General features: G+C 36.6%; 17 protein-coding genes. 2 read left to right on the top strand and 15 right to left on the bottom strand.

Features of this window, described 5'->3' with window-relative positions:
* The first annotated feature begins 9 nt into the window (after positions 1–9).
* Together K5G00_RS20665 and K5G00_RS20660 are read left to right on the top strand one after the other, a co-directional pair.
* On the top strand, positions 10–357 hold the full coding sequence (locus K5G00_RS20665) for a helix-turn-helix domain-containing protein (RefSeq protein WP_238768141.1): 348 nt from the start codon (positions 10–12) through the stop codon (positions 355–357).
* A gap of 6 nt (positions 358–363) precedes the next feature.
* Positions 364–654, top strand: coding sequence for a helix-turn-helix domain-containing protein (locus tag K5G00_RS20660; protein WP_238768140.1), 291 nt, complete (start codon positions 364–366; stop codon positions 652–654).
* A 23-nt stretch (positions 655–677) separates the two neighbouring features.
* On the opposite strand, the gene K5G00_RS20655 is transcribed toward K5G00_RS20660, so the two are convergent.
* The 15 genes from K5G00_RS20655 to K5G00_RS20585 form a co-directional block, all read right to left on the bottom strand.
* Positions 678–965 carry a hypothetical protein gene (locus K5G00_RS20655; RefSeq protein WP_238768139.1) on the bottom strand — a complete coding sequence of 96 codons (288 nt, stop codon included), beginning with the start codon at positions 963–965 and terminating at the stop codon, positions 678–680.
* A gap of 288 nt (positions 966–1,253) precedes the next feature.
* On the bottom strand, positions 1,254–2,111 hold the full coding sequence (locus tag K5G00_RS20650) for an RteC domain-containing protein (RefSeq protein ID WP_238768138.1): 858 nt from the start codon (positions 2,109–2,111) through the stop codon (positions 1,254–1,256).
* Between the two features lie 36 nt (positions 2,112–2,147).
* Complete coding sequence (locus K5G00_RS20645; RefSeq protein ID WP_238768137.1) at positions 2,148–4,598, bottom strand: DUF5686 and carboxypeptidase-like regulatory domain-containing protein; 2,451 nt, start codon at positions 4,596–4,598, stop codon at positions 2,148–2,150.
* A gap of 19 nt (positions 4,599–4,617) precedes the next feature.
* Positions 4,618–5,199, bottom strand: a complete 582-nt coding sequence (locus tag K5G00_RS20640) for a CDP-alcohol phosphatidyltransferase family protein (RefSeq protein WP_238768136.1) — start codon at positions 5,197–5,199, stop codon at positions 4,618–4,620.
* Between the two features lie 52 nt (positions 5,200–5,251).
* Positions 5,252–6,358 (bottom strand): SDR family oxidoreductase, encoded by a 1,107-nt coding sequence (locus tag K5G00_RS20635; protein ID WP_238768135.1) that lies wholly within the window; start codon positions 6,356–6,358, stop codon positions 5,252–5,254.
* Between the two features lie 45 nt (positions 6,359–6,403).
* The gene (locus tag K5G00_RS20630; protein WP_238768134.1) at positions 6,404–7,078 is read right to left on the bottom strand and encodes a diacylglycerol/polyprenol kinase family protein; all 675 of its coding nucleotides are present in this window, start codon (positions 7,076–7,078) and stop codon (positions 6,404–6,406) included.
* Positions 7,079–7,092: 14 nt separating this feature from the next.
* Positions 7,093–7,821 carry a phosphatidate cytidylyltransferase gene (locus K5G00_RS20625; RefSeq protein ID WP_238768133.1) on the bottom strand — a complete coding sequence of 243 codons (729 nt, stop codon included), beginning with the start codon at positions 7,819–7,821 and terminating at the stop codon, positions 7,093–7,095.
* Positions 7,822–7,834: 13 nt separating this feature from the next.
* On the bottom strand, positions 7,835–8,629 hold the full coding sequence (locus tag K5G00_RS20620; RefSeq protein ID WP_238768132.1) for a sulfite exporter TauE/SafE family protein: 795 nt from the start codon (positions 8,627–8,629) through the stop codon (positions 7,835–7,837).
* Entirely contained in the window at positions 8,622–9,215 is a 594-nt protein-coding gene (locus K5G00_RS20615; RefSeq protein WP_317235561.1) for a DUF6134 family protein, read from the bottom strand. The genes K5G00_RS20620 and K5G00_RS20615 overlap by 8 nt, the downstream gene beginning before the upstream one ends.
* 118 nt (positions 9,216–9,333) lie before the next feature.
* On the bottom strand, positions 9,334–9,552 hold the full coding sequence (locus tag K5G00_RS20610; protein ID WP_238768130.1) for a winged helix-turn-helix domain-containing protein: 219 nt from the start codon (positions 9,550–9,552) through the stop codon (positions 9,334–9,336).
* A 121-nt stretch (positions 9,553–9,673) separates the two neighbouring features.
* Positions 9,674–11,182 (bottom strand): ArnT family glycosyltransferase, encoded by a 1,509-nt coding sequence (locus K5G00_RS20605; protein ID WP_238768129.1) that lies wholly within the window; start codon positions 11,180–11,182, stop codon positions 9,674–9,676.
* Positions 11,183–11,219: 37 nt separating this feature from the next.
* Entirely contained in the window at positions 11,220–13,322 is a 2,103-nt protein-coding gene (locus K5G00_RS20600) for a patatin-like phospholipase family protein (RefSeq protein ID WP_238768128.1), read from the bottom strand.
* 251 nt (positions 13,323–13,573) lie between these two features.
* A complete protein-coding gene (locus tag K5G00_RS20595) occupies positions 13,574–18,034 on the bottom strand; it encodes an efflux RND transporter permease subunit (protein ID WP_238768127.1) in 4,461 nt (1,486 codons plus the stop codon).
* A gap of 1 nt (position 18,035) precedes the next feature.
* Positions 18,036–19,076 (bottom strand): efflux RND transporter periplasmic adaptor subunit, encoded by a 1,041-nt coding sequence (locus K5G00_RS20590; RefSeq protein WP_238768126.1) that lies wholly within the window; start codon positions 19,074–19,076, stop codon positions 18,036–18,038.
* A 143-nt stretch (positions 19,077–19,219) separates the two neighbouring features.
* The gene (locus K5G00_RS20585; RefSeq protein ID WP_238768125.1) at positions 19,220–19,795 is read right to left on the bottom strand and encodes a TetR/AcrR family transcriptional regulator; all 576 of its coding nucleotides are present in this window, start codon (positions 19,793–19,795) and stop codon (positions 19,220–19,222) included.
* Between the last annotated feature and the right edge of the window lie 78 nt (positions 19,796–19,873).

Below are 19,873 nucleotides of genomic sequence, written 5' to 3'. Positions count from 1 at the left end.
ACTTGAATCATGGAAGTAATTACGTTTGAAAGTAAAGCTTATCAAGACCTTGTTCAGAAAATAGAAAACATTGCAGACTATGTAACTAAAAACAAGTTGGATGCTACGCCAAAAACTGAAGTTTGGCTTAACAGCAATGAAGTGGCTGATCTACTAAAAATCAGCATCAGGACACTCCAGCGGTTAAGGAATGACAACATGATTAGTTATACCATGTTACGGGGTAGATGCCTCTATAAACTCTCCGACATTGAAAAATCACTTCAGGAAAGAATAATTCCCACTGATCAAAGAACACTTGATAAACTAAGGAAACAGCATGTAGTGGGTAGCATATTCAATTATCAGGACAAATAGAGGGAGATGTATATTGACCAAAAATATTTTGATTCCTGGATGCAGCGTCTCCTTAGCCAGGTTGAGCTTTTGCAAAAAAAAGTTGATCGACTGGGAAATAAAGACAATGTAATCAATGATGAAATATTGTTGGATAATCAGGATTTATGTCTTCTGCTGAAAGTCAGCAAACGAACCCTTCAACGATTTCGCAGTTCGGGAAAACTTCCATATAAAAGAATCGGAAAGAAAACTTACTATTTGGAATCAGACGTACATAAATTCCTTCAAAGTGGATTCAAATCTTTTGTGGACTAATTAACTTTCGGAAAGTATCTTTTTTAAAGATTCTCAAACATCAAGTCCTTATGAAAAATTTCCACAATGCTTTTTAGTTTATATTGACTTTGAGCATTTTTAATTTTTCTTGCCTGGCAAAGTCTATGTTGTTCCCTTAACAAATCGAGTTCTCCTTCTGGTAGATTTTCAATTATCTGAATTTGCTTTTCAACAGATGCTAATTTCCAATATTCTATAAATGGGCAATCGTGTTCTGCTTTTTTGAATGGGCATTTCATAAAGGGGACAACCAAATCAGCATATTTAATCTTTTTCTCCGTAAGATACATCTAATGAAATTTTTATAATTTGTTGGATTCTATTAAAAGAAAGCGTGGAACAACGCTAATCGCACTAAGGCATCGCCAAACGCCCATACCACAAATCAGTGTGCCCCACGCAATGACGCGGACGCTCACTTATTATTTCTGTGGTATTAAAAATTGGCGATTTTTAGTGCAAAAATAAAAGCTTACGCTTAATATCTCTATATTTTAGTTCCTATGAGGAATCATTTCCCCTCCTATCACAAAAATAATTCAAAAATAAAAATGTATTTAACATGTTAATATTAATAATTAATTCAAAGCATCTAAGTCATCTAACCTATTTAATAAGGCAGTTTTTAATTCAACCAAAAATTTTGCCCTTTCTCTTTTTCTGTCCTTAATATCTGTAAAAACTCTGTATGCTTTATACAACTTAACGTCAAACATATATTCGAAATACTCAATAAGTTCGTTTACATGGACATTGCCATTGTTAATGCAATTACAACAATGTAAAGCATAGATCAATTCAACCAGTGCAACTTTTGAGGCGGTCCAACTCATTTTCAAACTGAACTTTGCAGGTTGGAATGTTTGCCATGAACCCCTTTTGTTTTTTAATAAACTTATTTCATTGTCAAGATATTCTCCGAGCTGCTCATAAGCAAGGATATAGGCTACGACCTCATCCTTTAATGTCGCAAATTGAGGGTCAACTAAATGTTGTATGCTTTTAGAGCCAATAAAAATGTACTTATCACTTCTTACAAAATAATTTTCATCCAGACAGGTCTCATTGGTTGTATAATAATGGTAAAATTCCTTATTGCTTTTGATGAATTCATGAATTTTCTGAGTTTCATCATTTAACATTTTCAGCATGAGCTTTCGGTTAACCAGCAGTTTATAATTTTCCATTCTAAGTAATTCATTGTAGAAAATCAATTTGCTTAAAATTTTTGGTTTAATTACTTTAAAAAAATATATCTCTTCTTCCACATTTTTAAAATCATTCTGAAGTACATAATTTCTCAATTCCAGGAATGCCAGTTGACACAATCCAACTGATTTTTCAGCTATCTCTTTCTTCTCAAATGATTGATTCTTTATAAATTCTATCTCTTTTTCAAGCTTTTCAAAAATTTCATTTGGGTAGTTGGCACTCATAAAAACATAATTAAGTTAATTCATATTAAAAATATTCTAAAAACTCATCTCTGCCCTGAAAAAGATTCCGTTCTTATCGGCAAAACCACTGTTTATGTAGGTTCCTCCCAACTGACGGACATATTCAACACGTAAAATCTTAAAAATATTGGTCAGACCAAATCCTATTTCAGCATAAGGTTTGCTCATTTCAGCAGTATAATATCCCGGCAGGTCGAAAACAGGATGATATGAATCGTTTAACATACCATAATGGCATTTAAAAGATACCATTTCCCGTAGTTTGAATTTCCGTATTACGGGCAAATGGTTCAAAACAATTCCTCCGCCAGTCCAGTCAAGGTGTAAATTTGTGTACAGGTTGTGGGCAAAAGTGGCAAAGTGCAGAAGATTATAACCATACTTTGAGTATCCAAGCGACATGGAACCTGTAGAAAGGTCAAGTAAATCATAGGGCGCATCTCCCAACAGGTATCCGCCATTTACCATGTAACGCATATTTATCATTCCCATATTCAACATACCCGATGCAGATGCATGAATCTGTGCATATATCCCCAAATTATCATGTAGACTGCCTGGCAGACTTGTCTTGCCAATATCAAGACTAAAATTAATTACAGGTAACTGGGTCAGATAATAAACACGGGCGAAGTAGTATTTATCGTAATGTTGCCCAAATGCAAACCTTGTATTGAAGAGAATTCCATAATTCGAGTAATTCTCATATCCTGTGTTATTGCGAAGAAAATGAACATCAGGAGTTTGGGTACTGTATAGCCAGTATGGTTCTATTTCTATACAAACATCGTTTTTAGTATTAAACTCCAGGTTTAATTTTATGCTCTTTTCCCCTTTCAAATATGGATTTTCCTCCCTGGCTGTAAATATGGAAATGAAATTGGAATTGCCTCTTTCATTTGGATTCTTTTTAATAAAACGCAGATACTTATCCTGCGACACCAATGTATAATCATCAGAATAAGATCCTCTTAAAATAAATTTATCGGTTTCACCTGGTTGCCACGCAAAGTTTGCTCCATATTTAAACTCCCCGCTTCGGGTTCCATAGCCAATAATACCTCCAACGGTAAAACGCTCAAACATTTTCTCGCCGGTCCGGAGTGGAATGGAAAATCGCTGACCTTCAATGGCATTGGTTGTGTAAATATCGAAAACAGGCCCAATCTGAATCTTCCCCAAATCAACATAACTGGTCAGTACCATTCCACCAATACCATCGACGCTTCTTATAAATGAGTTTTCCTTTAATTTACTTACACGCAAATAGGTACCTTCGTCAAAACTGCTTTTTGAAGTAAATTCAGTACGGTTCTTCCAGGTGCGGGGCTTTACTTCGTCCAACTCTGTAGAAGTAGAAAATTTAGTGTTCTTTGTCACCAACCAGTTCCCTTTTGAAACCTCGTTTATTCTCTGCGAACCGTAGCGTGAAATGGTATCTTTATTCAGGGATAAGGAGAGATTCATGCTTATCTCCTGTTCATCATAAAACCACTCGTCTTTATCGTTACTTAAATAACTGACTTTTGCCCTGAACCCATTTACAAAATTTATGTTTGCTTCTTTTTGTAAATATGCATAAATATCAGTTAATGCAAAAGTACTATCCTGTATAGTAAACCTTCCTGTAAACAAAGGATTGTACTTATTTTTAGGTGAAAACGAAAAACTGTAATATTTCTTCCCGTTTATGTTAGTACTGTCATTCAGGTAAAAATTGTATTGCGCCATTGCATTATTACTTAACGGCGAAACTATTCCCCTGTAAAGAATATTGATCTGATCCTTGTAAAAATTCAGGTCAACAACTGCATGTAAAAGGATCATACTCTCAATAGTCTGGTTCAGTTTTGGAAATATTCCGTCAACCCGCCTGTAAACTATGCTGTCGTCTTTGTTTTGGCAATTGCTTCCCTCTTCTGCAAGATATATCGGGCTAAAACGAATATTCATACTATCAACCTGAACCGTTACTTCTTCCATGTTCGGGATAAACCTGTTGATTCGCGAGGTTGAATCAATTGCCAGATATACAGCGGTTCGCTTGTAGGTTTTGTAAGCATCTACATTTTCAATGTTTTGCCGGTTCTCTTTTTTACGTTCCTGTATTTTCTGAAATAAAACTTTTGCCCTTGAAATTTCAGGCCTGACTGTTACCTCGCCCAATTGCAGGGTTTCTTCCGACAAGAATACAATAAGTGGATTTTCAGTAATATTTTTTGCCGGAATTTCTATTCGTTCGTAACCAACTGAAGAAACACACAGCGTATCTTTCGGTGACAACTTCAACAGAAACATTCCGTTCATATCTGACATTGTTCCCGTGGTTGTCCCCTTAATCCAGATATTTGCATAAGGAATTGCTTCCTGTGATTTTTTATCTTTTATGGTGCCCGTTAATGCCTGACCCATAGCCTCTACACCAAGTAAAGCAATAATGATGGTAAGAACTGTTTTGTATAACATGGCTTAATTTTCCCGTTTCCTACTTTTTTAGCAGCCAATAAAGTCCCTTTACCCCAATTCGTATGTCGTCCAATTTAAAAAGGATGATTATCTTTTCGATGTATGCTATTATTCCCCACGTGGCAACCACATATAACATCCAGGGATAAAAACCAAAAACGAACAATACAAAAAAGAATATGCTTTGAGCGTACCCGGCAGAAACGGCAGAATATAAATGTAATCCAGGAATTTTTCCGAAACGGGCAAAAGAAACAATATAGCTAAGAATAAATATTCCGAGAAAGAGGAATAAAATCCAGGAATGAGGTTCAATTTCAGTCCACTTAAAAACAAACAAACCAAGTATGGCCATTGCATAAGTGCAAATATCGGCCAGGTTATCGAGCGCGGCGCCAAAGTTGGTTTGCAGCTTAAACAGCCGCGCAATGTTTCCGTCCAGCACATCGCTTACCAGGCTAATACATAACAGGATTACGAATCCGCTCTCGCGCCCGGTAAGCGCCATAAAAAGAATTACCGGGAATACCAGAAGCCGGTACAAGCTGATAAAATTCGGGACATTTATGATGTTTTCTCCTTTTACTGTTATCTGTTTCATTGTTTTATGTTTAATATCTTAAAATTTATAACTTATTACTAGCGCAAATCTTTCAGGCTGCTTCATGTTCCCGTTTCTTTTTCTTTTCGGAAACAGTCTCGATAAAATACTCCATCATTTTAGCGACAGATTTATAATCGGGACCTGTTTCCGTATTTTTCAGGAACTTGTCTCTTTGCCGCGTATCAAATAACACATCGGTTGAAGCATAACTTTCGGTAAACGACATTCCTGCAGAAATCATTCTTTCAATAGGGTTCATTTCGCTTCGTTCCAGGTTTTTTACAGGGATAATTTTAATTGGTACCAACTGGTTCAGGGTATCAATAATGAAACTATTGGGAACCGGGTTTTTTGACACAAAATTCATTATCTCAGGAATCTCTTTCCCTTCCAGTATCTTGGTTAAATGTTCTGTTACTGTATCGATAGGGATTAAATTTTGGGTAGCATCCGGATCGACATGTACCCGTACTATTTCATTGGGATACCTGTTACCCAGACTCAAAATTCTTTTTGAAAAATCAAAAATCCCGTAATCGGTTTTGGTTACACCGGTTTTCTGGTTTCCTACTACCTGTGACAACCTGATTATATGGCCATTCAGACTATTTTCTCGAATATTTGTCCTGACAACATTTTCAGCAAATCGTTTCGACTGTTCGTAATAGTTGCGGAAAGCCGAAATGTCATCATTCCCATAAAATTTCTCTTTAAAAATACGTTCTGACTTACCGCAGGAATATGCTGTTCCGATATAAAAAAAACGAGAGCTTTTTGTAGCATATCTTGAAAAGACTTTGATTGAGTTTTCAACTCCTTCAATATTGGTCGAGAAAATTTCGTCAACCGATTTTTCATCGTATTTTAAACTGGCTGCAAAATGAAAATAATCAACTTTATTACTAAAAATACTTTTTAGGATATTCTCATTCATGGCAAAATGCTTGTCGAGCAAAGAATAATTGTAAACTTCGAGGTTAGGAGTGTTTATTTCCTTTCCATCATTAATGTGTGCAAGTACTTTGCTTATTCTTTCTTCCGGGTCCTGGCCATTTCCACGAACCAGGGCAATAACCATATAATGTTGATTTAATAAATAGTTTATGAAATTTGAAGCAACATATCCGTTTGCCCCGTTAATAATTACTGTTCTCATATTTCAATTTTTATATTTTGTTTTTCGAGTTTTTTCCAGTTGTGTTTAGAGGAATAATACCAAAACTGCTACCGCACTTAAGGGAATACTGAGATTATCTGATCCGCGCCAGCTTATCAATTCAGCGAAAGTGGTTACCACGGCAATCAGCATCGCCAGCCAGAATGTTTCTAAATCGAATACCCCGCGGTGAAAAAAAAGCGCTATAATGCTGATTACAAAACTTGAAACCAGAAATGCTCCTGACCCCAGCCAGGTTTTATTTATTTTTTTCCCAAACAGTTTTATTCTTCCGTTGTAGGTTTTTATATTGATTCCGAGAATGGCTGCCATCGGGTCTGAGATTGCCAGTATTAACATGGGAAGAATGTATATAAATTTATTATCTGTAATATTTGCTATCATAAATGTGATGTAGATGGACAATGGCAGCAGGTAACTTCCAATTGATTTCCGCTCCACCCCGTGAATTGATTTTAATTGTTTCCCATTTCTGGTAATAAATAAGATTAATGCAAACAAAAGAGCAAGTACCAGAATGTACCAGTGTGAAGGGAAAATATATGGAAATGGCACCGTTGCCAGAACAGAAGTAAAATGCGCAAATTTTCGGGTTATCTCTCCTGTCGGATTAAGCCTGCGATAAACCAACTCGTTAAATATCAACAGCAATCCGATCCCAATCAAATAAACAAATGATAATACAATAATATTCCCCATAACTAATCTCCCTGTTAAATTCCTAAAATATGAACAGCCAATGCGGTCCAGGCACCTCCTGCAATAAGACTGTCAAAACGGTCGAGAAAACCACCATGCCCGGGAATAAGCTTACTGTAATCTTTTACATTGTATTTTCTTTTATAAAGCGATGCAAGTACATCCCCGGAGAATGCAAAAACTACTGTACCGATTGCAAAAACTAATAACCCGGTAATAGTGCCTGTGAAAAGGTTTTTTAATAAGAGTGCGCTGATTAATGCAATAATAATTCCACCCGTCAGTCCTCCCAATGTTTTATTGGGGCTAATGTCAGGGAGTATTTTTTTCCTACCGAAAAGCTGGCCCGTTATCTGGCTGAAACTATCAAAAATAGAAAGTATCAAAAATGTCAGCAGGATTAAATTTTCAGCAGCCTGGCTAAAAACGAGGAACCCGGCAGACAGGATAGAAAAGATTAGCAGTGATAAAACAAAAAACAACCTATGCTGAAATTTTCCTTCAATAAAAAGCCGACACAATTCAAAATATCCTAAAACAACTATTAAAACTGCCAGATAACGAAAAACTACAGGTTGGATAGTAATACTAAAAAATAGAATATTTATGATGATAAAATAAACACCAAACTTTGTGTAGCTTTTTTGTGCAACTTCAGGAGCTTTCTTTCTGTTGATCAGGTAAAAACCGATTCCTCCTGAAACAAAATAAATAAGTATGATAATGTATATAATCCAATTCATAATGTCTTCATAACTAATTTCTCCCGGTAATCATTAGCACACCAATTATTACCATTACTGCCGCATACCAGTATCCTGCCGATTTATCCACTTTTTCAAGTTTCATTTTTGATAATAGTTTTGGCCCCGCTATCGCCCCAACAGCAGAACCAACTGTCAGGAAGAATAAGATGGTTAAGTCAATAGTTCCCATTAAAAAATGTATGCATACGGCAAAAAGGGTGTTGAACAATACAATAAAAAGTGATGTGCCGATCACTATCTTCAAAGGCATTTTCAGCGAAAACAAACCTGCAATGACAGGTGCGGTTCCACTTGTCCCAAAGGTTCCTGTAATCATTCCGGCAAACAGGCTGAATAGGTACACTTTGTTCTTTTTGAATAGTTTTGTACCTTCCTCTTGTTCGTCCCTAAATATCTGTTTCCCTCTTTTACTCAATACCATATTTATGGAAATCAATATGGAATAGATTCCAAAGGCTACCTTCAATTGTGCCCCGCTTAACAGGTAGGATATTAAGACCCCCAATAATGCTCCTATCATCCCTCCTTCAATGAAATTTTCTGCATTCCTGAAATCGATATTCCCCTTGCGTGAATGTCCCCATGAACCGGCTACACAAATTGGTAAAGTGGCCACTAGTGAAGTAAGAACAGCAGTTTGAGCCGGGACTTTCAGCAGGAGGGTAAGTACAGGAAGGAAAAAAAATCCCCCACCTCCGCCAACCATTGTCCCGAACATCCCGATTACAAATCCCAGTAACGGTAATATCCAATAGATATTCTGTATCTCTGAAAATTCAATCATTGTTTCGCTCTTTTGTTATTCGTTTCAATTCAATGGTTCCCACGGCATGTCGCATTTCTGCATATTCTAATATTTCGTTTTTATAATAATACCTGTTAATCTCCCTGCCTTTTATGTCTTTGACTATGTATTCATGTTCATTTGCCGGGCTGATCCACATCGTTTCGGCATTTCTTTCTTTAAATATTTTTGTAATTCCTTTGGGTTCATTAAAATAAACCATGCTGCCGCTGTAAGCAATTAATCCATTTATAATGGTAGTATCTCCATCGGAAACGAGCAAGTATGAATTCCCTTCAAGTTTCAGCAAAAAGTCAGAATTGAGTTTCCCGTTTTTATAGGTTTCGACTTGAGAACTTTGCAGGGTTCCCTGATTATAGATCGTTTTCTGGACATATTTTACACGATATGAGAAAAGAAAGTTGATATTTACATCCGTTATTGCTTCAATTATTAGATTCCCGTTTTCGGCTGTTTGGGTAACAGAAAACTCGCCAATATTAGAGCCTAGCAGATGTAAACTATACCTGGAAGACAACTCATTCGGACTTGCTATAACAGAAATACAGGAAAGCATACTAAGCATCAAACTAAAAAAGAAATTTATACTTCTGTAACAGTGCTTTTTAAACTCAAATTTCCGATGATAACAAAACCAAAATAATTCGGTATTTGGCAATAGGTATTTTCTTATAATATTTGAGTTAGTCTTCATTTATGTCTTCCAGAAACATTATTTTACTATCATTTCGATCATCCAAGAAAAAGACTTTCCCATCTCTGGCTAACCAACCAAGTGCCATCAAAATATCACGTCGTTGCATCAACAAATTTTTTTCAATTTCAAAGACAGAGCTTATTTGGTTTTCATTTAAGAATTGCCAAATCTTTCTGGCATTTTCTTCAATTTTTGGTTTAATCATTATTTCATTTATTAAACATGAGTAATTAAAACATAGAATATTACACTATACTAAATTCTTAGATTTTAGTGTTGTATCAGATCTTTATCCATATAGAAGCCTTATTTTACATTTCACAATTTTAATATGCTTGCTGATTTATTGAAGGCACAAATACCTTAAATCCAGTTAACTTATATATTAGAAAAGGCGTATCTACTTCTGTCTGGCGATACAGACAATTTTGTGCGGCAATAAACTCGACTTTTTTAAAACATTCTCTCAGATAATCAGGAATGGGTACAGGACTGACATAAATAGCGTTATACCCTTTCCCCGCAAATTGATTAATACCGGGCCAAATATCAAACTGGTTCATCCTCCTGCCATTATTAATGCAATAGGTTTGAGGCTTATCCTCCATATAAAAAGCCAGTTCCGAGGCAACCTGGTAACGATCTGAAAAAATAAACATTTTTTCATCTTCCATTTCTTTTGTAAATTCTGAAACGGTTTTTCCTAAATCGTCCCATCCTGCCATCTTATGAAAAGGATCAATCTTAGGAGGATAAATCTTTGTTCCTAATCTGCCAAATGCGGAAGGAGAGAACATTATAAAGATTAAAAGAGCAGTAGCACCCATGGCTAGTCTCAACTTCTTTTTATCGATAAATTTTACAAAAGCATAGCCTAACAGTATTGGGTAAGCTCCATATGCAAAATAAGTCCAGTTAATTTCTGTTTTTCGGATTGCAACAAAAGCGAAAAAAGAAAGAACAAATAGTATCGGGATAAGAAGATAACTTACAGGTAAATTATCTTCTGAAATTTGTTTCCCATTCCTCCTTTTAATCAATAAATATATTGCCGGAAGATAAAAAGGAACTAGACTGCCGAGTTGTCCTGCGGTATATTCAACAACCTGGGTTAATGAAATTCCAATTCCTGCAAATGGTTTATATGCTCCCATTAACCCAAAAATATGTTTGAATCCAACAAATCCTGTTGTTATGTTCCATACAATTATCGGTGTACAAATAATTCCTGCAAGACCTAATGAAAGGTAGAATTCTTTTTGTTTAAAAAGGTTTAAATGAAATAATCGACTAACCAGAAAAAAAGACGGAATCCATAATAGCATTGTGTATTTACTCATTATTCCTAACCCAAGAAATATCCCCATCAATCCCCAGTCTTTAAGACGATCCTGCTGCAGAACCCGCCATGAATACAACATGGTTAACAGCCAAAACGCGATAACAAGGGAATCTGTAGACATTATCATTGACGTATAATGGTAGTGTGGAAGTGTAAACAGGATTAAGACTGAATAAAATGCTATTTTCGAACTTTTAAATAGTTCAAGAGCGAATCTGTAAGTGACCAATGGAACAATAAATCCAATTATTATGGCAATTATTCGGATTCCCAGAACAGAATCACCAAATATTTGGGTAGATAGAAAAATGATATAGGCAATAAGAGGAGGTTTTGAATAATAAGACAGTGCCAGATGCTTTGACCAAAGCCAGTACTGTGCCTCCTCACTGTGCAAAGGAATATTCCCATATAATACCCAAATCACCCGTGCAACCAAAAGAATGATGTTTGCAGTTACAAGAATCTTCAAATAGTTGTTTTCTCTATTCATAATTTAAGAAACAATCGTTGCTTTATGTTACTAATTCTTAATACCAAAGTCCGAGATTGGCGGAGAATGTGGGTTTATCATACCTTCCCGCATAACCTATTCCTATTTCAATAGGTCCTAACCTGGAATCCACTGAATACCTTACTCCGCCACCATTAGTGATAAGAAAATTATTTAGCTCATTATAATTATTGCCCTGTGCCATTAAATTATATACCAATGAAACGTATTGATTTTTAGCCACATGAAAACGTATTCCTGCCAACCCGATATTGGTGTACCTGCCGGCAAGAGTTACCGGAGGAAGACCAACAAAAGGTAAATGATAATTAAAGTATTGCGAATAGGGTTCACCTCCAACAAATGTTGTTTTTATTAGTGGATAGGCATTGTCGAACATCGAGCGGCTGTAAACATCAAACAAGAATGTAGTATTGAAAGATAGTGGGATGGCATTTTTAATTTTAAAAAGCAGGGCAGAACTTAAGCTGCTATTTCCTGACAAATCAAAGTATACTGAAAACTCCGCTTCCAGGCGAGTGCCTTTTTGGGGAAAATAAAAATCGTCCATATTATCGAAAATAATGTAAGTATAGGCATTGGAAAGAAACTGGTTGGTTTTTGAGGCCAGGACTAATGAATTAGTGTTTTTTGTAAAAACATCACCGTTAAAATATTCTTCTTGTATGCCCAAACCCAGAATTAGCCGGTTGAAATAGGTTTTATATAAATAAATATCTAGCGCTGAATAAAATACATCTGCACTTGACAGTTTATCCCCTTCGTTATATATTTTATACTTCTGGTATTTCCCTTTTAATTCAATACCTAAAGTTGGCAAATTCCTTTTATTAGTTTCTGCTACAAGATTAACACCTGGATTTGCCGACAGCTCAGTACTCGCAGATAGAAAACCTATGGTTTTTTCATAATCTTTTCTGTTAATATTGAATAATACAGCTGCTGCATCATTTGTGTTTACTTTAAATCCTATACTTTGGGAATAAATCTTTCTTGGGACAATATTTAAATTGAGCGTTTTACCTGTTTCATTATTTGTGAGATAATAATAGACGAGATCAAACTCTCCATATCCGTATAGCCTGTCAATTGCACTTTTTAACTCCTTATTTGAATAATACCCAGGTAATTGCAGATTGAGTTTGTTTTTTAAAAAGGTTTTATCCAGGTTTTTTCGTTCAGTAAATCCTATCTCGGTAATTTTCCATTTTTCTGTTATAGTATATTCGCGGGAATATATTCTCGGTTCCAAATGGTTCTCTTTTTTCAGTTTTTGAATAGTGTCTCTTAATAAAAGGGTAGCTTTTTCTCCCCTTAGAACCAATGTGTCTGCTGCTTCTTTCGAAAAACTTCCGACCGAATAACCGGTAATATCAGGATGGATAAGAATGTCGCAATAACTGTTGTTTAATGAATCTTTTCCCTGTCCCAGAAAATTTATCATCTGACCGAAGACACCATCAATTGACTTTAATTTTTCACGGGGATATAGGTCCCCCCTTATATCTACGCCAATAATAATGTCTGCTCCCATTTTTTTTGCGACATCGGTTGGGAAATTGTTTACCAATCCGCCATCAACAAGAAGCAGGTTCTCTCTATTTACTGGATGAAAAACTCCGGGAATTGCCATGCTGGAAAATAAGGCAGTAGGGAAAAAACCGTCTTTTATAATCACTTCTTCCCCTGTCTCCAAATTGGCCGCAATGCAGGCAAATGAAATCGGGAGTTGACTAAAATCAGCATCAACTGGGACATTCCCGGCTAAACCGCAAAAAATATTTAAAATATTCTGGCCTTTTATTATCCCCTGGGGAAGAGTAATGGTTTTGAAATCGGAAAATGTAGAAGAGAGTAAATATCTTTGTTTTAAAAGCTGATCATTTTTTGAGAGATCATTTCGTGGCACATTATCGGATAGGACTTTCTCCCAATTCTGGCTCTTTACAATATATTCAATTTCATCCGCAGTATACCCCAATGAATAAAATCCGCCAATCAGGCTTCCCATACTGGTACCAATTATAATGTCAATTGGAATCCCTTCCTGTTCCAAAACTTTTAAAACGCCAATATGGGCAAAACCTTTTGCTCCTCCACCACTTAGTACTACAGCCACTTTTGGACGCTGTATATTAATGCGATCCTCTTGTGCCGAAACAAAAGTGGTGAAGAATAAGCACAAACTTAGTACAATATATGTGATAACTTTTCGCACGGAAACAATTGTATTTTTTCTCAATTTTTATAGTAAATCCCTCAGCAACACTGTAGAGTTAAATTTATTTTAGCAGGATACGATGATTATTTACCACCATATCCTGCATTTTAATCCTGTATTGTACATATTAACCTATTCGCTAATAGAAATTACCTCCCGGTAATTTGCAGATAATTCACTTTTGCTAGTTTAAATTGAGTTAAAGCGTCTACATACAAATCGGTTGATTGCTGCAACTGTGCCTGTGCATCAAGTAAATCAGAGATATTAACCATACCTGCGGAATAGCTATCCTGTGTTACCCTTAAGTTTTCAGAAGCCTGACCGATAGAAATTTTCGCCAGTTGAACCTGTTGGTATGCTTCTTCGAGTGAATTTCTTCCCTGCTGCATCTGAAGCAAAAGTTTTTCGGTATTGTCGGTTACCATGTTGCGGTTCTGCTCTTCTTTAAACTGGCGTTCCTTCATCTTGTATTTTGCCTCCCACCACCCGGAAATAGGGATTTTTACAGTTCCAAAAGCTAAGCCATTAACAGCTCCCTTATCATCCATAATATCCAGATACATGGCCCCGACACCAACCGCAACCTGGGGCATATATTCACCTTTCTGCATTTTGGTCAGATACTTTTCGGCAGATGTACTTTTTTGTAATAATTGATATTCTTCACGGTTAACCAGCGCTTCCTGATGATCGGTGTAAATAAGTTCCGGTGACTCTGTTAATCCTGTACTATCGACGAAACTGATGTTTTTATCATAAAGCACACCGATGTACTGACAAAAAGCCATTTTAGCCAGGATTGTCCCGTTCTCAAGTTTTAGCCGTTTCATCTGCAGTTCATTTTGTTTTAACTCAACTTTTAACAAGTCGTTCCGGGTAATTAATCCGGCATTTAGAGCATCAGTCACTTCTTTATGTAATGTATCCAGCAAACTGGTGTAATTTTCCAGGGTCTTCATTTTTTCGCCCAGTGAAACAATTTGCCAATACCTTTTCTCGGTTTCAAAAGCAATCTCCTTTTCGGTTGATTTTAATTGAAGTTGATTGACCTCTATCCCCAAATCAGCAAGTTTGTTTCCCGTTGAAATTTGCTTTCCGGCATAAACAGGCTGTGTTGCGGTTGCCATTCCAATAACGCCTTCCTCAATTAACGGAATTGATACTGACGGGAAATAAGCAAATTGCGTTGCCAATGGTAGATTGGCCGGATTTCCGTCATAAACAGGGAGGTTCCCTCCCTGCATTTCCATATTTATCAATGGATCGGTAAATTTATAAGCGAATGCGGTTGCGTCCACCTGTGGAAAATACCTGGTATAAGCAGCTTTTTTTACCTGTTGGGATGATTCGACATCCAGCACCTTGTTTTTAATCTGGGCATTATTTTGTAATGCCAGCGTTTTGCATTGTTCCAGTGTATAATTATTTTGATTTTGAGCAGAAAGTACCGGTGTCAAGCCAAGTAAAACGGCAAGTGTTAATAATGCTGGCTTTATTTTAGAATTATTTAAAAGCTCAGCTATTGTGATTTTCTTCTTGTTTTTATCTACTTTTCTGAAAATTAACCAGTAGGCCACCGGAAGAATAAGAACTAAAAATATCATAGACGTAATTGTCCCGAAGAAGATTACGACACCCATAGGTGCCCAAAGGGCACTTTTACTGATAATCATAGGAATTACCCCCATTGATGCAGCCATCGATGTAAGGAAGATAGGTCGCATACGCCGTTTACCTGCTTCAAATGCAGCTTCAAGTGCGGTTTTCTTTCCATGTTGTCGAAGTTCCTCAGCATAATCGAGCATAATAATGCCGTTTCGAACAAGTATACCAATCAGGCTGACAATCCCTAATATGGAGGTCACTCCAAAGTTGAGCCCCATGATCAACACACCAAGCACGGCTCCGATAATACTTAAAGTTGACGAACCCATAACCAGTAAGGCCAGGTTGATTTTTCGAAAGTGAAACACCAGGATCAGGAAAATAATAAAGATACTCATGAACAAGCCACCGGTAACCTGTGGCAGCATCTCCGAATCGGTTTCATACGCGCCACCATAACTCAAACTGGTCCCCTCGGGCAAGGGTTGACTATCGGCTATTTTTTTCACAGATCGGAATACCTGATTCAAATTCACACCGCGTTTCACATCGCTTACAATGCTTATGGTTGGTACTCCGTTTCGACGAATTATCTGACCTTGTGTCCAATCGGGCTTAACGTCAGCGATTTGACGTAACGGAACAGAAACTCCGGGGATCAGAGAATGAATGTATTCATTCTCAATATCGCTGTACGAAACTTCATGATCGCGTTCCGCTTTTAGCTTTACTGCAACCGGATAATCGTTTTCCCATAAAGTTGTTAATGGTACTCCATCAAAACGCATAGCCAGGTTTGTGGCTACAATTGTTTTGTTAATTCCTAACCGATTAGCCTCTATATCGTTAATATCGACATGTGTGCCTGCCAACATTTCTTCAAAATTGGTATGCACCCAGGTTAATTCCGGCACTGTCCTCATTTTAACAATTAGTGAATCAGCGGCTGTTTTTAAATCAGCAATATTATTTCCTGAAATACGTATCTCAATCGAGTTGGCAGCTTCCTGGTAATCGAGCTGTTTAAAGCGAACATGCGCATTGGGGAAATATTCTGCATAAAAGTCTGTATATTCATCAAGAATTTCTTCTGTTGCCCGGTTCGAAGGAGTATTTACAATAAACTGCGCATAATTTCGGGCTGGCATTTTAGGTGCATAGGTAGTATGAAAACGTGGTGAACTGGTACCTATAAATGAGGTAATAGATTTTACCCGATCATCTTTTTTCATCATTATTTCCAAACTGTCTGCAACTAAGGCAGTTTGTTCCAGTGAATTACCTTTAGGTAGATAAATTTCAACTGCAAACTGGTTTCGTTCGGCAATAGGCATTAACTGCTGAGGTATCTGGGTGAAAAGTACAATGCCAAGCAATACAGACAAAATTCCTGTTCCGATGGTTATTTTCGGATGCTTAAAAGCTCTTACGAGCCACTTTTCATAGGTTTCCTGAACAATATCCAGAAAATTACGTCTGCCTTCCTTTTTCTTGCGTTTTGATTGTTCGAATCCTTGTTTGATAAATGTATACTGGATGAATGGAATTAGCAACATTGCAACTGCCAGGGAAATTCCCAATGTTATGGTCACAGTCCAGGGGAATAGTCTGACAAAATCTTTTATCATTCCCGTTGAGGTAAATAGAAAAGGAAAGAAAGTAATGCTAATAGCAAGTGTTGCCGAAAAAATTGCTTTAAAAAAGCTTTTAGCACTACTTATGGCTGCACGCCATCGCGACATTCCCTGATCAAGTTTTTCCATGTAACTATCTACAATTACTATTGAATTATCTACGATCATCCCCAGGGTTACAATCAATGCGGCAAGGGTTACTGTATTTAATTCCATGCCCGTTAAATACATAATCCCAAGCGAGGCAAAAATTGTGATAGGAATTGAAGTTGCAGCAACAGTTGCCACCCGCAATGGAAGTAAAACCATGGTGACCATAATAACGGCAATAATGGCATACAGCATTTCAATCAGAAATGTCTTAATCGAATCACTAACGACCTTTGGCTGGTCGGCAATGCGTTCGATGCTTACATCACCTGGTAATTCAGATTGAAATTGTTCCAATACTTCATTAACTTCTTTGCCATATTGAACAATGTTATTCCCAGGCTGCATTTCCATTGAAATCAATAAACTTTTGTGCCCGTTGTTAGCAATGTAACTGTCTGGATCGGGATACTCACGAACGATTCGCGCCACATCTTTCAAACGGATTATGTTTCCGGTAGGATCGGAATAAATGATTTGCTCGGCAATATCCTGTTCGCTGTTATACGATTGCGAAATATGGATCGGCGCAATGAACTGATCATTATCGACAGTGCCACTCATTGTAGTAAAACCCTGTGTAAAAAGATTTCCTGCCAGGGTTGCAGTGTTTATCCCGTAATTGGTAAGCTTTTCTTTTTCAATATATATACTGATTTGTTCCTTTTGTAAACCATAATGACGAAGTTTGGATACTGATTTAATTCTTCGAAGCCGGTTTTCCAGTTCATCTAAATAACTTTCCAGTTCACGGTAAGTCTTTCTGTCTGATTCAAGGGTAATCAACAAAGCCGAAGTGTCACCAAAATCATTATCTGACAGTAAAGCCAAAACTCCGGTAGGCAATTGAGCCTTAAAAGTATTCAGTCCGTGATTTAACTTTGCCCAAAATTCATCGGTATTTTTGATATCATCGTTTAAAGTGACAAAAACAATCATCATCCCATCTTTCGAGATTGAATAGGTTTTCTCCTTTTTAATTTCTCCATAACCAAATAAGTATTTCTCGACTTTTGTTGTCAGTTGCTGTTCTACATCTTCGGAACTGGCACCGGGATAGACACCTATTACCAATCCCTGCCGGATGGTAAACTGAGGGAATTCTTGCCGGGGCATTACAAAAAGCGCATAAACGCCAAGTATAAGCAGCAAAGCGCTAATTAAAAATACGATCTGCCTGTGTCGCATGGCAGACTCAACTATCTCGAACCTTTTCATATTATCTTACGATTTGGATGGTTGTGCTCTCGTTTATTTTCTGGTACCCTTCGGTAATAAGCAGATCACCTGCAGATAAGCCGCTTGTTATAACCACGCCGTTGCTAGCTAAAGAGCCTAACTCAACATTTCTTTTAACCACTTTATCTTTACTTGAGTTGGCTACATATACATATTTACTCTTGTCCCCTCCAACCTGTATAACTGAAAGTGGAACAACAATTCTGTTCCCCATTACAGGATTATTGATGCTTACTTTACAAACCATTCCGGGTTTTAATATCTTGTCCGGGTTATTTAGTGCAACTTTAATATTATAGGTATGAGAAAGAGGGTTAGACAATACACCAATTTCTGTTACCTCTCCTTCAAACTTCCGGTCACCTAAAGCACTTACTTTTACATATGCTTCCTGTCCTTTTTGTATCCCGGCAATTTCATTTTCCGGGACAGGAATTTTTACATTTACTTTGTCAATCTTTACCAATTGAAAAACCGGGTTGCCGGGAATTATACTCATTCCTGATTCTATCATCCTTCTGCCGACGATCCCATCCGCAGGGGCATAAAGATTACAGTCATTAAGATTTTTTTCTGAAATTGAAGCCAATGAATGAGCTTGCTCTAAACCGGTTTTTATTTCCACGTATTTAATCTCAGGAAGGCTACCTTTTTTATACATAGGTTCCAGCCGGTTATATGCATCCTCAGCCTGTTTAGCTTTTGATAATGCAACCTGATACATATTTTGATAACTCTCACTGTTAAGGACTGCCAGTAACTGGCCTTTTTTTACCATTTGTCCTTCATCCACAAGGACTTTTTCTGCAGTTCCGGTAACCAAAAAACTCAGAGGAACAGAAAAGGATTCTTCAATGGTTCCAATATACATATGATCGGTAGCATTAATACTTTTACCAATTTCACTTACTTTAACAGGAATGCCTTTCCCCCCCACAATTTTATCAATGTTTGAATTTCCGGTGCTGCAACCGGCAAGGATTAATGCGCTTACGGCAAAAAACCAATTTAATTGTTTCATTGTATTCACTTTTTATTAATTCTAATTTTCTTCTTATGCTTCACATTATTGCAATTATTGACTATTAATGTTCTAAAGTCAATGCAAATATATAATAATATTTGACTATAAAACACTTTTAGTCAAATCGAGTTAATAAATTGTTAAGATTTTAATCCCTTTACAAGAAATTCTGCAAGTTCTTTAATTGTATGAATGTACTCGGAATATTTGTTTTGAAGGAATAACGGCACTTCCATGGAGTTGACCAGCATTAACAGGATATTTACTGTCGAGTCAATATTATTAAAATGCAATACCCCTTCATCCTCACCTTTTTTTAGCATCTGATAAAAATTATTTCTCTCAAACGTGGTAAAGTCTTCCCTAACTTCCTCCACAAAATGATATTTTTCAAAAAAATCGGCTTTCAAAGTTTCATGGTAATTTACAGATTCATGCAATAACTCAAGCCTTTTAAAAAAATAGTTATTAAGAACAGTTAAAGCATCTTCATCAGAATTAACAACCTTCTGTAACTCAGTTTTTACGGTACTAAGCTCCTGCTTTAATACTTCGTTAAATAATTCTTCCTTGCTATTATAGTGATAATATAAAACTCCTTTTGCTTTATGGATGTGTTTGGCAATCTCATCCATCGTTGTTTTATAAAACCCGAATTTTGAAAAATACTGAGTGGCAGCACTTATTATTATCGATTTGATTTCTGGTTTTGCCATTCTATTTGACTATTTTGTTTAATTAGTCAAATATAGAATTTTTCTCAATACAAACCAATCTTTAAAATCGATTCAAGA

This window comes from Maribellus maritimus, from assembly GCF_022267315.1.
In the GTDB taxonomy this organism is placed as follows: domain Bacteria; phylum Bacteroidota; class Bacteroidia; order Bacteroidales; family Prolixibacteraceae; genus Draconibacterium; species Draconibacterium maritimum.
The sequence above is the reverse complement of the archived record's forward strand: the minus strand, read 5'-3'. Positions and strand labels throughout refer to the sequence as shown.

Coding starts and splice junctions, on each gene's coding strand:
- K5G00_RS20645 (WP_238768137.1), bottom strand. CDS start 4,598: ATGTTATACAAAACAGTTCTTACCATCATTATTGCTTTACTTGGTGTA.
- K5G00_RS20660 (WP_238768140.1), top strand. CDS start 364: ATGTATATTGACCAAAAATATTTTGATTCCTGGATGCAGCGTCTCCTT.
- K5G00_RS20665 (WP_238768141.1), top strand. CDS start 10: ATGGAAGTAATTACGTTTGAAAGTAAAGCTTATCAAGACCTTGTTCAG.
- K5G00_RS20610 (WP_238768130.1), bottom strand. CDS start 9,552: ATGATTAAACCAAAAATTGAAGAAAATGCCAGAAAGATTTGGCAATTC.
- K5G00_RS20650 (WP_238768138.1), bottom strand. CDS start 2,111: ATGAGTGCCAACTACCCAAATGAAATTTTTGAAAAGCTTGAAAAAGAG.
- K5G00_RS20620 (WP_238768132.1), bottom strand. CDS start 8,629: ATGATTGAATTTTCAGAGATACAGAATATCTATTGGATATTACCGTTA.
- K5G00_RS20605 (WP_238768129.1), bottom strand. CDS start 11,182: ATGAATAGAGAAAACAACTATTTGAAGATTCTTGTAACTGCAAACATC.
- K5G00_RS20585 (WP_238768125.1), bottom strand. CDS start 19,795: ATGGCAAAACCAGAAATCAAATCGATAATAATAAGTGCTGCCACTCAG.
- K5G00_RS20655 (WP_238768139.1), bottom strand. CDS start 965: ATGTATCTTACGGAGAAAAAGATTAAATATGCTGATTTGGTTGTCCCC.
- K5G00_RS20630 (WP_238768134.1), bottom strand. CDS start 7,078: ATGGGGAATATTATTGTATTATCATTTGTTTATTTGATTGGGATCGGA.
- K5G00_RS20595 (WP_238768127.1), bottom strand. CDS start 18,034: ATGAAAAGGTTCGAGATAGTTGAGTCTGCCATGCGACACAGGCAGATC.
- K5G00_RS20590 (WP_238768126.1), bottom strand. CDS start 19,076: ATGAAACAATTAAATTGGTTTTTTGCCGTAAGCGCATTAATCCTTGCC.
- K5G00_RS20640 (WP_238768136.1), bottom strand. CDS start 5,199: ATGAAACAGATAACAGTAAAAGGAGAAAACATCATAAATGTCCCGAAT.
- K5G00_RS20635 (WP_238768135.1), bottom strand. CDS start 6,358: ATGAGAACAGTAATTATTAACGGGGCAAACGGATATGTTGCTTCAAAT.
- K5G00_RS20615 (WP_317235561.1), bottom strand. CDS start 9,215: ATGCTTAGTATGCTTTCCTGTATTTCTGTTATAGCAAGTCCGAATGAG.
- K5G00_RS20625 (WP_238768133.1), bottom strand. CDS start 7,821: ATGAATTGGATTATATACATTATCATACTTATTTATTTTGTTTCAGGA.